The organism is Arhodomonas aquaeolei DSM 8974, from assembly GCF_000374645.1.
Lineage (GTDB): Bacteria > Pseudomonadota > Gammaproteobacteria > Nitrococcales > Nitrococcaceae > Arhodomonas > Arhodomonas aquaeolei.
Map to the genome: position 1 here is coordinate 25,518 of NZ_KB894818.1, position 14,222 is coordinate 39,739.

Below are 14,222 nucleotides of genomic sequence, written 5' to 3' on the forward strand. Positions count from 1 at the left end.
CCGCGACCGGCATCCCGCCGGTCTCCCGGCTTTTAACCATACATTCGTGTATGTATAATTTGATGTCTATTCCTTCGAGCCTCTCTCCCCTATGGCTCAGAACACGGCCACAAGGAAGGATTGCCATGCGCAACGCCTATAACTCCCGTTCGCTCTCCGCCGTGATCGTCCTCTCGGCGGCACTCGCGGGCCTCGCCGGCGGCCCCGCCGTGGCCCAGCAGTCGAAGCGGCCACCGCCGGAGGTCGGTGTGGTCGAGCTACACATGCAGCCGGTGGAACAGGTCACCCGTCTTCCGGGGCGGACCTCCGCCTACCGCGTCGCCGAGGTCCGGCCGCAGGTGACCGGCATCCTGCAGAAGCGCGACTTCCGGGCCGGCACCCAGGTAAGCGCCGGGGACACGCTCTACGAGATCGACCCGCGCCGCTACCGGGCCGCCGTCCACGAGGCGGAGGCCAGCCTGGCCGAAGCCCGCGCGACCCTGGACAGTGCCCGCCGCAAGGCCGAGCGCTACAGCGATCTGGTCAAGAAGAACCACGTCAGCCAGCAGGACTACGACGACGTCCAGGCCGCCTACCAGGAGCAGAAGGCGCGGGTGGCGTCGGCCAAGGCGGCGCTGGAATCCGCCCGCATCGATCTTGCCTACACCAGCATCGATGCCCCCATCGACGGACGCATCAGCCAGTCGTATGTCACCGAGGGCGCACTCGTGACCGCAAACCAGGAGACCGCACTGGCCCGGATCACCCAGCTCGACCCCATCTACGTCGACATCCAGCGTTCGACCACCGAAATGATACGCCTCAGGCGCGCCTTCCACCGCGGCGACCTGGAGAAGGCCGAGCCCGGCAAGGCCCGGGTGGAGCTGCTGCTCGACGACGGCACCGAATACGGCCATCCCGGCAAGCTGGAGTTCACCGGGGTGACCGTCGACCAGGGCACGGGAACGGTGACCCTGCGCGCGGTCTTCCCCAACCCGGACCATGAGCTCATGCCCGGGATGTTCGTGCGCGCACGGCTGAGCTCCGGCACCAAGCAGGACACCCTGCTCGTGCCCCAGCAGGGCATCACCCACAACCGCCAGGGCGAGGCGACCGCACTGGTGGTCAACGGCGAGGGCAAGGCCGAGCAGCGCAGCGTCAAGGTGGGCCGCGCCCTCGGCAGCTTCTGGGTCGTTGAGGACGGCCTCTCGGCGGGTGATCGCGTCATTGTCTCGGGCCTGCAGAAGGCACGGCCGGGCCAGGCGGTGAAGGCCGTTGCGGCCGAGATCCCGAACCGGCCGGGAGAGACCGACAATGGTTAATTTCTTCCTGAAAAGGCCGGTCTTCGCGTGGGTGCTGGCGATCGCGGTGATGCTCGCCGGCGTCCTCGCCATCAACACGCTGCCGATCCAGCGCTACCCGACCGTCGCACCACCGGCGGTCGAGATCCAGGCAAGCTACCCCGGTGCGTCCTCGGACACGGTCTCGAACACCGTGGTGCAGGTTATCGAGCAGGAAATGACCGGCCTGGACGGCCTGCTCTACATGGGCTCGACCTCCGACTCCACCGGCCACGCGACCATCACCCTGACCTTCGCCAGCGGCACCGACCCCGATATCGCCCAGGTGCAGGTTCAGAACAAGCTGGCGCTGGCCGAGCCGCGTCTGCCCACGGTGGTGCGCCAGCAGGGCATCAGCGTGGAAAAGGCGAGCGAGAGCTTCCTGCTGGTCAAGGCCTTCATCTCCGGCGACGGCGAGATGACCAAGCAGGCGATCGCCGACTTCGTGCACTCGGACATCAAGGAACCCATCGCCCGAGTCACCGGCGTGGGCAGCGTGACCGTGTTCGGCTCGGAGTACGCGATGCGCATCTGGCTCGACCCGGACGCGCTCATCCGCTATGGCCTCACCGTGTCCGACGTGCGCTCGGCCATCGAGACCCAGAACGCCCAGGTCACGGCGGGCCAGTTCGGTGGTCTGCCGGCGGTGGAGGGCCAGCAGCTCAACGCGACGGTGACCTCGCAGACGCTGCTGAACACGCCGGAGGAGTTCCGCAACATCCTCATCAAGACCCAGCCGGACGGCTCCCGCGTGCGTCTGGGCGACATCGCCCGGGTCGCGCTAGGCGGCGGTTCCACCCACATCGACAGCTTCTACAACGGCCAGCCGGCCGCCGGGCTGGCCGTCACCCTGGCGCCCGGCGCGAACTCCCTGGAGACCACCCGGCGCGTGGAGGAACGCCTCAACGAGCTCGAACCCTACTTCCCGAAGGACCTCGAGGTCGCCACCCCCTTCGAGACCGCCCCCTTCGTCGAGGCCTCGATGGAGGAGGTGGTCCGCACCCTGATCGAGGCCATCGCCCTCGTGGTGCTGGTGATGATCCTGTTCCTGCAGAGCTGGCGGGCCACGCTGATCCCGACGCTGGCGGTGCCGGTGGTGCTGCTCGGCACCTTCGCGGTGATGGCAGCGACAGGGTTCTCCATCAACATGCTGACCATGTTCGGTATGGTCCTGGCGATCGGGCTACTGGTCGACGACGCCATCGTCGTGGTGGAGAACGTCGAACGCGTCATGCATGAGGACGGGCTTGGCCCCATGGCGGCGACGCGCAAGTCCATGGGCCAGATCAGCGGTGCGCTGGTAGGCATCGGCGTGGTGCTCTCCGCCGTGTTCGTGCCCATGGCCTTCTTCCCGGGCTCGGTGGGTGCGATCTACCGGCAGTTCTCGCTAACCCTGGTGGCGGCGATGGCACTTTCGGTGCTGGTGGCACTGATCCTCAGCCCCATCCTGTGCGCCCGCCTGCTCAAACGCCAGGAGCACGAGACCCTGCTGCACCGGCTGCTCGGCTGGTTCAACCGCGGCATCGACGGCGCCACCAGCGGCTACGCCGCGACCGTCGGCCACTTCGGCCGCCATCCGTGGATCTATGGCGTGGTCTTCGCGGCGATCGTGGCCGGCACCGCCTACGGCTTCACCCGGGTGCCCGGCGGCTTCCTTCCGTCCGCCGACCAGGGCGTCGTGCTGGTGCAGTACCAGCTCCCCTCCGGGGCAACCCAGCAGCGCACCAAGGCGACCATGGACAAGGTGAAGGACTACTTCCTCGACCAGGATGCCGTGGACGGCATCTTCACCGTGGCCGGCTTCAGCTTCGCGGGACGGGCGCAGAACGCGGGTATCGCCTTCGTGAACCTCAACCCGTGGTCCGAGCGCGATCCGGAAACCGAGAGCGTCGGCGCCATCATCCAGAAGGCCAACCGCGATCTCGCCGGGCTGATCCGCGACGGCCGGGTATTCGCCTTCAACATCCCCTCGATCCCGGCACTGGGCAACGCCCTGGGCTTCGATCTGCGGCTGCAGGATCGCGGCGGCGTTGGACACGAGGCGCTGATGCAGGCACAGGGCCGGTTCCTGCAGCTCGCCGCGCAGAGCCCGGTGCTCACCAACGTCCGCCCGAACGGCCTGGAGGACCGCCCGCGCTACCACCTCGACGTGGACCAGGAGAAGGCCCAGGCGCTGGGCGTGCCCCTGTCCCGGATCAACGACCTGCTCTCGGTCACCTGGGGGTCGCAGTACGTCAACGACTTCCTCAACAACGGCCGCATCAAGCGGGTCTTCCTCCAGGGCGAGGCGAATGCGCGCATGCTCCCGGGTGACTTCGAGGACTGGTACCTGCGCAACGACAACGGCGGGATGACCCCGCTGGGCGAGCTTACCAGCGGCGAGTGGACGTTCGGTTCACCCCGGCTCGAGCGCTTCAACGGCACCCCCTCCCGCCAGCTCCAGGGCGAGCCCGCCCCGGGATACTCCACCGGAGAGGCGATGACCGAGGTCGAGCGCCTGCTCCAGCAGCTTCCCCAGGGGATAGGCCACGCCTGGAGCGGCCTCTCCTACCAGGAGCGCCAGTCGGGGGCGCAGACCACCCTGCTCTACGGCGTGTCCGTGATCGTGGTCTTTCTCGCCCTGGCGGCGCTCTACGAGAGCTGGACCATCCCGGTCTCCGTGATGCTCGCGGTCCCGCTCGGCGTTCTCGGTGCGGTACTCGCGGCACTCGTGCGCGGGCTGCCCAACGACGTGTTCTTCCAGGTCGGCATCCTGACCACGGTGGGCCTGACCGCGAAGAACGCCATACTGATCGTCGAGTTCGCCCGGGCGCTGGAGAACCAGGGCTACGGCCTGGTCGCCTCGACCGTCGAGGCCGCCCGGGTCCGGCTGCGCCCGATCCTGATGACCTCGCTGGCGTTCACCATGGGCGTCATCCCCCTGGCCTTCGCCTCCGGGGCCGGTGCGGCCTCGCGCATCGCGATCGGCACGGCGGTGCTCGGCGGCATGATCTCGGCCACACTGCTGGCGATCTTCTTCATCCCGCTGTTCTACGTCATCGTGCGCCGGATCACCGACCTTCTGGGCGGCGGCCGGCGACACGGGGGTGAGACGACCCAGGACGACGAAACGCCGGCGTGAGCCATCCTTTGACAGGCGCTCGACGGGCCGAGCATAGTGCCTCGGCCCCGTCGCCGGCCCGGGCGGCGGATCGACGCCCGGGCCGGGCCGCATACCGCGGGTTGGCCGGCGGCGCGCACATCCCCGGGGTAACCCTATGGCCAAGAAAACCAAGGAAGAATCGGAAGCGACGCGGGAACGGCTGCTGGACGCCGCGGAGGAGGCGTTTCTCGAGAACGGCGTCTCCCGCACCTCGCTGGAGCGGATCGCCCGTCACGCGGGGCTCACCCGCGGCGCCATCTACTGGCACTTCCAGGACAAGAGCGACCTCTTCGAGGCGATGCTCGAACGCGTGCGCCCACCGATGGCCGAGCTCGTCGAGGAGCTCTGCCGGACCCACGACGGCGACCCGGTGGAGACCCTGCGCGGCCTGTGCCGACACGGGCTGGACCGCATCGCCCAGGACCTGCGTCACCGCCGGGTCTACACGATCCTGTTCCACCGCAGCGAGCGCGTGGACGACATCAACCCGGCCGTTGCCCGCCAGGACACGCTGATCGCCGAGATCATCGACCTGTTCGAACAGCAGTTCGAGCGGGTACAGGCACGGGGCCGGCTCAACCCGGCGATCCCGCCGCGGGTCGCGGCGATGGCGCTGCACGCCTACATGTCCGGACTGTTCAGCCAGTATCTGCGCAAGCCCGCGGAGTGTGATCTCGAGCACGACGCGGACACCCTCCTGGAGGCCTTCTTCGGCCCTCTGATCCTGCCCGACGCCTGAAGGGGTTGCATTCCCCGCCTCGGCGCCTACTTTTTGAGGGCGTCACGCCTGCCGGCGCGGCCACCATCACACTCTCTTCACGATCCACTGCCAAAAATTATGTTGAACGGACCGGCGGCTGTGCCGATGATTAGCGGTTCGGCAAACGGGGAAAAGAATTGATGAAGGTCATAATCCGGCTGTTCCTGGTGGTCGTCTTCCTGGGACTCGTGTTCGGCGGCATCTTCGGCTGGAAGTACCTCCAGATGCAGGAGATGGCGAAGCAGGCGAACCAGCCGCAGCCGCCGGCCACCATCGCCACGGCCACGGCCCGCGAGGTGAGCTGGCGCCCGGGTATCCAGTCCGTGGGCAGCGTCTCGCCGGTGCAGGGCATCGAGATCACCACCGAGGTCGCCGGCAAGATCAGCGAGGTAAGCTTCGAGTCCAGCAGCCGGGTGAAGGACGGCGACGTGCTCGTACAGCTCGACGACAGTGTCGATCAGGCCTCCCTGCGCGGGCTCAAGGCGGATCGCGAGCTCGCCCGGGTGCAGTTCGAGCGCAACGCCAACCTCCTGCCCAAGCGTGCCGTCTCCCAGTCCCAGTACGACGAGGCGAAGGCCCGCTACGAGGCCGCCCGGGCCCAGGTCGCCGAGCAGGAGGCGCGCATCGCCAAGAAGGTGATCCGCGCGCCGTTCGACGGCCTTCTGGGCATCAAGCAGGTGGACCAGGGCGAGTACATCACCGCCGGCCAGTCCCTGGTCACACTGACCGCGCTGGACCCCATCTACGTGGACTACGCCGTGCCCGAACGCCGCTTCGGCGACCTCCGCAACGGCCAGACCGTACAGATCCGGGTCAGCGCCTACCCCGAACGGCAGTTCGAGGGCGAGATCACCGCCATCGATTCCGGTGTGGATGAGGGCACCCGCAGCGTGAACGTGCGCGCCACCCTGCCGAACCCGGACGACGTCCTGCGCCCCGGCATGTTCGCCCGCGTCCAGACCCTCATGCCGGAGGAACGTACCGTGGTGGTGGTCCCGCGCACGGCGATCTCCTACAACACCTACGGCGACTTCGTCTACGTCGTCACCGGGAACGACGGCGGCCAGCGCGTCGCCAAGCGCCGTGCCGTGACCACCGGCGCCACGCAGTCCGGCAGTGTGGAGATCACCGACGGGCTGTCCGCCGGCGAGGAGGTGGTCCGCGCGGGGCTGGTCAAGCTGCGTGACGGCCAGCCCGTGACCGTCGACAACAGCACCGCCCTCGACGGGGAGGTCTCCGGCGAATGAGATTCACCGACATCTTCATCCGTCGCCCGGTCCTGGCGACGGTGATCAGCCTGCTGATCCTGCTGGTCGGTGCCCGGTCGCTGGGGCTCATGGAGCTGCGCCAGTATCCGGAGCTGGAGAACACCGTGGTCACGGTGTCCACGGCCTATCCCGGCGCCAGCTCCGAGCTGGTCAAGGGCTTCGTGACCACACCGCTGCAGCAGGCCATCGCTGAGGCCGACGGCATCGACTACATCACCGCGACCAGCAGCCAGGGGGCCTCCACCATCGAGGCCCATATGGAGCTGAACTACGACCCCAACGCGGCGGTCTCCGAGATCCAGGCGAAGGTGGCGAGCCAGCGCAACGTACTGCCGGAGGCCGCGCGGGACCCGGTCATCGAGTCCTCTACCGGTGACTCCACGGCGCTGATGTACCTCGCCTTCTACAGCGATGACCTCAGCGTGCCCAAGGTCACGGACTACCTCCTGCGCGTGGTCCAGCCGCAGTTCCAGGCCGTGCCCGGTGTGGCCAAGGCCCGGCTGCACGGCAAGCGCCTGGCCATGCGCATCTGGCTCGACCCGGACCGCATGGCCTCGCTGGGCGTCACGCCCACGGACGTGGCGGAGGTGCTGCGCGCAAACAACTACCTCGCCGGCGTCGGCCAGACCAAGGGCGACTACACCGCCATCACCCTGACCGCCACCACGGACGTATCCGACCCGGAGAACTTCCGCGATCTGGTCATCCGCGGCGACGGCGATACCCTCGTGCGCCTGCGCGATATCGCCCGCAGCGAGCTCGGCGCCGAGGAGTACACGTCCGAGGCGTGGTACCAGGGCAAGCCGGCGGTGTTCATGGCCATCGAACAGGCCCCCGGCGCGAACCCGCTGGACACCGCGCAGGCCGTGACCGCGCGGGTGCAGACCGTCCGCGGCCAGCTCCCGGAGGGCATGCACGTGGTCCTGCCCTACGACGCCTCCGAGTTCATCCAGGACTCCATCGACGAGGTCTACAAGACCATCCTGGAAGCGGTGGCCATCGTACTGCTGGTGGTCTACCTCTCGCTGGGCTCGATCCGTGCCGCGGCGGTGCCGGCGGTGGCCGTGCCACTGTCACTCATCGGTGGCGCGTTCGTCATGCTCACCCTGGGCTACTCCCTGAACCTGCTCACACTGCTGTCGATGGTGCTCGCGATCGGCCTGGTGGTGGACGACGCCATCATCGTGGTGGAGAACGTCCACCGCCACATCGAGTCCGGCGAGACCCGCTTCCACGCCGCCATGCAGGGGGCCCGCGAGCTCGCCGTGCCCATCATCGCGATGACCACGACGCTGGTGGCGGTGTATGCCCCCATCGGCTTCATGGGCGGGCTGATCGGCACCCTGTTCACGGAGTTCGCCTTCACCCTGGCCGGCGCCGTGCTGGTCTCCGGCGTGATCGCGCTCACGCTCTCGCCCATGCTCTCGGGCAAGGTCCTCAAGCCCCACGGCAACCCCGGGCGCTTCGAGCAGATGGTCGAGCGGGCGTTCAACGCCCTCGCCCGCGGCTACCGGGCACTGCTCGGCCGCGCGCTGCAGACCGTCTCGGTGCTCGTGATCTTCGCCGTCGCGGTGCTGGTGTCGATCTACTTCATGTTCGTCACCGCCCAGAACGAGCTCGCCCCCACCGAGGACCAGGGCATCCTGTTCTTCCAGGCCACCGGGCCGCGAACCGCCACCCTCGACTACCTGGAGGCCTACGGCCAGGACATCCAGACCCAGATGGAGGGCGTGCCGGGCTACAAGGAAAGCTTCATGATCCTCGGCGGCGACTCGGCGAACACGATCTTCGGCGGCTTCAAGATGAAGAGCTACGCCGACCGCGACGTTTCCCAGTTCGAGGCCCAGCCGCAGCTGCAGAGCGCACTGGGCAAGGTCGCCGGACTGCAGATCAGCGCCTTCCCGCGCCCGAGCCTGCCGGGCGCCGGGGGCGGACTGCCGGTGCAGTTCGTGCTCACCTCCGGGGCGAGCTACGAGGACATGAACCAGGTGGCCGACGAGATCGTCGGCAAGGCCATGGGCAGCGGCAACTTCGCCTTCCTCAAGAAGTCCATCGCCTTCGACCGGCCCACGGTCTCCATCCAGGTGGACCGCGACCGCGCCGGCGACCTGGGCATCAGCATGCGCGAGATCGGCCAGAACCTGGCGACCATGCTCGGCGGCGACTACGTCAACCGTTTCAGCATGGACGGGCGCAGCTACCAGGTGATCCCCCAGGTGGAGCGCCGCTTCCGACTCGACGAGCAGATGCTGCGCGACTACTACATCCGTGCGGACACGGGTGCGCTGGTGCCGCTGTCCTCGCTGGTCACCCTGAAGCAGGGGGTGGAACCATCGGAGCGCACGCAGTTCCAGCAGCTCAACTCGATCACCATCGAGGGCGTGATGGCGCCCGGCGTGACCATGGGGCAGGCGCTGGGCTATCTGGAGACACAGACCGCGCAGATCGCGCCCCGCTCCTACGGGGTCGACTACACCGGGGCCTCGCGGCAGTTCAAGCAGCAGGGCACCGCGCTGGTGACGACCTTCTTCCTGTCGCTGCTGGTGATCTACCTGGTGCTCGCCGCGCAGTTCGAGAGCTGGCGCGATCCGTTCATCATCCTGGTGTCCGTACCCATGTCCATCGCCGGGGCAATGGCGTTCATCACCCTCGGCTTCGCGAGCATGAACATCTACACCCAGGTGGGACTGATCACGCTCATCGGCGTGGTCGCCAAGAACGGCATCCTGATCGTGGAGTTCGCCAACCAGCAGCAGATCCAAAAGGGGCTGTCCAAGGTCGACGCGGTACTGGAGGCCGGCGCCATCCGGCTGCGGCCCATCATCATGACCTCGGTGGCGCTCATCGTCGCCATGGTGCCGCTACTGACGGCCAGCGGCCCCGGCGCCGTCAGCCGCTTCGCCATCGGCCTGACCATCAGCACCGGCCTGGGCATCGGCACGCTGTTCACCCTGTTCGTTCTCCCCGGCTTCTACGTGCTGCTGGCCCGGGACCACGCCGCCGAGCAGCGCCGGCTGGCCGAACAGGATGACACGCACGAGCCCGATTCCGGCTCCCACGGCCTGTGACCACGGGCAGCGGGCGGGCCGCGGTGCCCGCGCGCCGTCAGCCGGAGGCGTCGTCGGCCTCGCCGCGCGCCGCCTCCGGCGGCTCGGGCTCCGGCCAGGCGTTGATGACGGCGTTGATCAGCGTCGCCAGCGGGATCGCGAAGAATATCCCCCAAAAGCCCCAGATGCCGCCGAAGACCAGGATCGAAACGATGATCGCCACCGGGTGGAGGTTCACCACCTCCGAGAACAGCAGCGGCACCAGCACGTTGCCATCCAGGGCCTGGATGATCGCGTAGGCCGCCATCACCCAGATGAACTCGCTGCTCGGACCGAACTGGAAGTACGCCACCACCGCAATGGGCACGGTGATCACCGTCGCGCCGATGTAGGGGATGATCACGGACAGCCCCGTCACCACGGCAAGCAGCGCGGCAAACTGCAGGCCGAGCAGCACGAAGGTGATATAGGCCGCCGCACCGACAATGAGGATCTCCAGGAACTTGCCGCGCACGTAGTTGCCGATCTGCATGTCCACCTCGTGCCAGACCGTGTCCGCGAGGGTGCGGTGGCGCGGCAGGCAGCGGCGCACCCAGCCGAGCAGGCGCGCCTTGTCCTTGAGGAAGAAGAACACCAGCAGCGGCACGAGGATGGAATAGACGACGAGGGTGAAGATCTTCACCACCGAGGACAGCGAGACCGAGGAAACGAGCATCCGCCCGAGGTCCACGGACTCCTGGCGGATCGCTGCGAGCAGGCTGCTGACCTGCTCGGCGGAGAAGAACTCCGGATAGCGTTCCGGCAGCCGCAGCAATGTGGTCTGACCGCGATCGAGCATGCGCGGCAGGTTCTCGACCAGCTGCGCAACCTGCTGGGTGAGCGTGGGCATGAGCGCGAACATCACCAGTGCAAAGCCGGCCATGAACAGCAGGAAGACCACGATCACCGCCGGCCCCCGCGGTATCCAGTGCTCGAGCTTCTGGACCACCCCCTCGAGCAGGTACGCGATCACGATCGCCGTGAACACCGGCGCGAGCATGTCGCCGAAGAAGACTACCGTCCCGAGCCCGACGAGCAGCACCCCGGTAAGGGCAACCACCTGCGGGTCATTCATGTGGCGCGAAAGCCAGTCCCGAATCGTCTGCATACCCTCGCCCGTTGGCTGTGTGACTGGAGTGCCCCGCACGGCCGCGAATCGGCGCCGGGCGTTCCGGCCACCAGTGCGCCGCGACGGCGCGGCACGGCCGGACACCACGTCCCGCATCTCCGCGCGGGTATACTACTAGCGATTCTCACGATAGTGTCAGTCTGGGACCGGATGATTACGGCGGGGAACACCCCACCGCAAACCCCGGTCTGATTACCCACACAAACCGCCGACCGGCAGCCTATGGCACGCACACTGCTCCGCGCCCTCATCATCGCCACCGGAATCGCCGCCGCGGCCCCGGCCGGCGCCGCGCTCGATCTCTCCCTGCCGGACATGGGCGATCCCGCCGATCAGGTGATGACCCCGGCCCGGGAGCGCGAGATCGGCCAGCGCATGATGGGCGAGATACGCCGCGAGGCGTCACTGGTCGACGATCCGCCGGTGATCGGCTACATCCACGACCTCGGCGTCCGGCTGGCGGGGTATTCCGGAGGCGCGAGCGACGGCTTCAGCTTCTTCCTCATCGACGACCCGCGGATCAACGCCTTCGCCATGCCCGGGGGCTATATCGGGATCAACACGGGGCTGTTCCTCGCCGCCCAGAGCGAGAGCGAGCTCGCCTCGGTGCTCGCCCACGAAATGACCCACGTCACCCAGCGCCACCTCGCGCGCCGCATCCTCGCCGCCCAGGGCAGCAGCCTGCGCACCATGGCGATGATCCTCGCGGGCATCCTCATCGGCACCCAGGACCCGCAGGCCGGCTCCGCGGCGGCGATGTCGGGCATGGCGAGCGCGGCCCAGAGCCAGCTGGCGTACTCCCGGGAGCACGAACACGAGGCCGACCGCATCGGCGAGGAGCTGCTCGCACGGGCCGGCTTCGACCCCCACGGCATGCCCCGATTCTTCGGCCGGCTGCTCGACGCCAGCCGCTACAGCGCCACGCCACCGCCGTTCCTCAGCACCCATCCGCTCACCGAGGAGCGCATCGCCGAGAGCCGTCAGCGCGCCGACGATCTGGCATCCTCCCAGGGCAGGACCTTCGAGAGCGCCAGCTTCGCGCTCATGCACGCCCGCCTCGCCGCCATCACCGCCCACAGCGGCAACGCCGCGGTGGAGCGCCTGCGTGGCCAGCTGGAAGACGGCGAGGCCACCCGCGCCGAGCACTATGGCCTCGCGGTCGCGCTGATCCGCGCCGACGACCTGGACGCCGCCCGCAAGGAACTCGACAGCGCCTCCGCGGACGGCGAGGAACGCGCCGCGTACTATCTCACCCGGGCCGACATCGCCCGGGCCGCGGAACAGCCGGCACAGGCCATATCCATCCTGGAGGAGGGGCTGTCGCTGTTCCCGGACGACTATGCCCTGGAGTACCGTCGCATCCAGGCCCTCTCCGCCGCCGGCCGGCACCAGGACGCCCTCAATGCCGTGGCCGCCGCCACCGAGCGCCATCCCTGGTCCGACGACCTCCTCCGCCTGCACGCCCGTACCGCGGACGCGGCGGGCCACGGGGCCGAGGCCTCGCTGGCCATGGCGCGCTTCTATGCCGCCCGTGGCGACCTGCGCAGCGCCCTGCATCAGATCGACGACGTCCTCTCGAGCCCGGCAGCGGACGGCTACCAGCGCTCCCGTGCCCGGGCCCTGCAGCAGAACTGGCAACAGCAGATATCCGGCAAGGACGGGGAACCCTCATCCGGGGAGTGACCCCGCGCCCCGCCAGCCGCGATGTTAGACTGTCGCCCGGACCGCCGAGGGCGGCGGTGACGGCGACGCTGTGCAGCCGCCACGAGGCGGGCGCACGCCCCACTGCGAGGCACGACAACGACCATGGGCACGGGCGCGGAAGACTGGCAGGCGGAGATGGCACGGTGGTTCGCCACGCTGCAGCAGGCGTGGGGCCTCGGCGCCGGTGATGACCTGCCGCCGCTGGAACGGCTCTGGGAGCACTGCAGCGATCCCGCCATCGCCACCCCTGAAGCGGCCAGGACCAGCGCGGCGGGCCTGCACCAGTGGCAGGCCGCCCTGCCCTCCGCCCCTCCCGCACCACCGGACTGGGAAACCGGCCTCGCTTTTCTCGGCCCGCTGGCACGCTTTGTGGCCCCGGCGGGGACGGCCGGATTCGGCCCCGGGGGCAGCCTGCAGCGCCAGCTGACCGCTCTCGCCTCGAATCTGCACGACTGGCAGCGTGCCGCCCTAACCCTCGCCGGCACGCTCGCCGGTATCGTCGCCACGGGCACCGAGGACTACGCCGCGGCAATCGAACACACCTCGGAGCCGGACGCGGAGACACGCCTGGCGCGTTGGGCGACCTGCGTCGAGGTTCGCTACGAGCGCGCCCTGGCCGAAGGCGGCCTCGCCGAGGCCCTGGCCGCCTTCTGGAGCGCAGCCACCGCCACCCGCAACGCGCTCACTGCGGTCATGGACGAGATCGCACCCTCGCTGGGCCTGCCCAGCCGCGCCGAGCTCGCCAACGCGCAGGAGCGCATCACGCGGCTGGAGCGCCAGCTCGCCGGATTGGGGACGGGATGAACGCAGCACGCCGGCGGCAAACCGGGGGACGACGCCTCGCCGACGCCCGTGCCCGCGGCCTCGCCGAACGCCTCGCGCAGGCGTACACCGTCGTCGAGACCACACCGCTGTATCGCCTGCGCCACTATGCTGGCGGGCCGGGACGCCCGCTGCTGATCGTCTACTCGCTGGTCAACCGCCCCGAGCTGCTGGACGTCTCGCCGCGGCGCTCGGTGGTGGCACGGCTGGCGGCCTCCCGGCCGGTCTACCTGCTCGAATGGCGGGACCCGGAGGCCGCGGACCGCTTCCGCGACCTCGCCGACTACGCCCTGACCGGCATCGGCAACGCCCTGGCCACGGTGCGCGCGCGCCACGGCGACGGCCCGCCGCACCTCGCCGGCGTCTGCCAGGGCGGCTACCTCGCGCTCTGCCACATGGCACGCAACCCGCAGGCCGCGGCAACGCTGACCACGCTCGCCACGCCGGTGGACGGTGCCGGCCCGGAGGACACGCTCGCACGCATGGCCCGCGGCATGGACCTCTCGGCGGTTCACGCGAGCGCCCGGAACGTCCCTGCCAGCGAGCTCAACTGGGCGTTCACCGCCCTGCGCCCGCTGCCGCTGCTCATCGACCGCTACCGCACCGTCCCCGAGGACGACGACGAGGCCCTGGGGGAGTTTCTGCGCATGGAGCACTGGATGTACGAGGGACCGGATCAGGCGCTGACCGCGTTCGTGGAGTTCGTGCGTGCCCTCTACCGGGACAACGCCCTGATCCGGGGCGGCCTGACCCTGCGCGGCTGGCCGGTGCGCCTGGAGGACGTCCGCGTGCCGGTGTTCAACGCCGCCGCCGAGGCGGACCACCTCGTGCCGCTGGCCGCGGCCACGGCGCTGGCCGGGCGCACCGGCGGGGAGTACACCGAGCACCGGCTGCCCGGCGGACACCTGGGGGTGTTCATCAGCAGTCACGCCCACGGCACGCTCTATCCCGCGCTGGACGACTGGCTCTCGGCAAGGGAATGAGCCCGCCGG

General features: G+C 69.0%; 9 protein-coding genes. 8 read left to right on the forward strand and 1 reads right to left on the reverse strand.

From position 1 onward, the window contains the following. Positions 1-125: 125 nt before the first annotated feature. The 5 genes from C516_RS0115545 to C516_RS0115565 all read left to right on the forward strand — a co-directional run bounded on the left by C516_RS0115545 (position 126) and on the right by C516_RS0115565 (position 9,557). A complete protein-coding gene (locus C516_RS0115545; protein WP_018719338.1) occupies positions 126-1,301 on the forward strand; it encodes an efflux RND transporter periplasmic adaptor subunit in 1,176 nt (391 codons plus the stop codon). Next, positions 1,294-4,440: an efflux RND transporter permease subunit gene (locus C516_RS0115550; protein WP_018719339.1), complete on the forward strand. Its 3,147-nt coding sequence runs from the start codon at positions 1,294-1,296 to the stop codon at positions 4,438-4,440. Before C516_RS0115545 ends, C516_RS0115550 begins: the two co-directional genes overlap by 8 nt. A gap of 136 nt (positions 4,441-4,576) precedes the next feature. Then, positions 4,577-5,200: a TetR family transcriptional regulator gene (locus tag C516_RS0115555; protein ID WP_018719340.1), complete on the forward strand. Its 624-nt coding sequence runs from the start codon at positions 4,577-4,579 to the stop codon at positions 5,198-5,200. A 161-nt stretch (positions 5,201-5,361) separates the two neighbouring features. Beyond that, a complete protein-coding gene (locus tag C516_RS0115560) occupies positions 5,362-6,468 on the forward strand; it encodes an efflux RND transporter periplasmic adaptor subunit (protein WP_018719341.1) in 1,107 nt (368 codons plus the stop codon). Further along, positions 6,465-9,557 (forward strand): efflux RND transporter permease subunit, encoded by a 3,093-nt coding sequence (locus tag C516_RS0115565; RefSeq protein WP_018719342.1) that lies wholly within the window; start codon positions 6,465-6,467, stop codon positions 9,555-9,557. The genes C516_RS0115560 and C516_RS0115565 overlap by 4 nt, the downstream gene beginning before the upstream one ends. Before the next feature lie 37 nt (positions 9,558-9,594). Here C516_RS0115565 and C516_RS0115570 read toward each other — a convergent pair whose 3' ends face one another. After that, the gene (locus C516_RS0115570; RefSeq protein WP_026321232.1) at positions 9,595-10,683 is read right to left on the reverse strand and encodes an AI-2E family transporter; all 1,089 of its coding nucleotides are present in this window, start codon (positions 10,681-10,683) and stop codon (positions 9,595-9,597) included. Positions 10,684-10,926: 243 nt separating this feature from the next. Between C516_RS0115570 and C516_RS19780 the strand changes: the two genes are divergently transcribed. From C516_RS19780 to C516_RS19795, 3 genes are all read left to right on the forward strand, one after another. After that, entirely contained in the window at positions 10,927-12,387 is a 1,461-nt protein-coding gene (locus tag C516_RS19780; RefSeq protein ID WP_018719344.1) for a beta-barrel assembly-enhancing protease, read from the forward strand. Between the two features lie 123 nt (positions 12,388-12,510). Continuing rightward, entirely contained in the window at positions 12,511-13,212 is a 702-nt protein-coding gene (locus C516_RS20625) for a poly(R)-hydroxyalkanoic acid synthase subunit PhaE (protein ID WP_018719345.1), read from the forward strand. Continuing rightward, positions 13,209-14,213, forward strand: coding sequence for an alpha/beta fold hydrolase (locus tag C516_RS19795; RefSeq protein WP_018719346.1), 1,005 nt, complete (start codon positions 13,209-13,211; stop codon positions 14,211-14,213). The genes C516_RS20625 and C516_RS19795 overlap by 4 nt, the downstream gene beginning before the upstream one ends. The last annotated feature ends 9 nt before the right edge of the window (positions 14,214-14,222 follow it).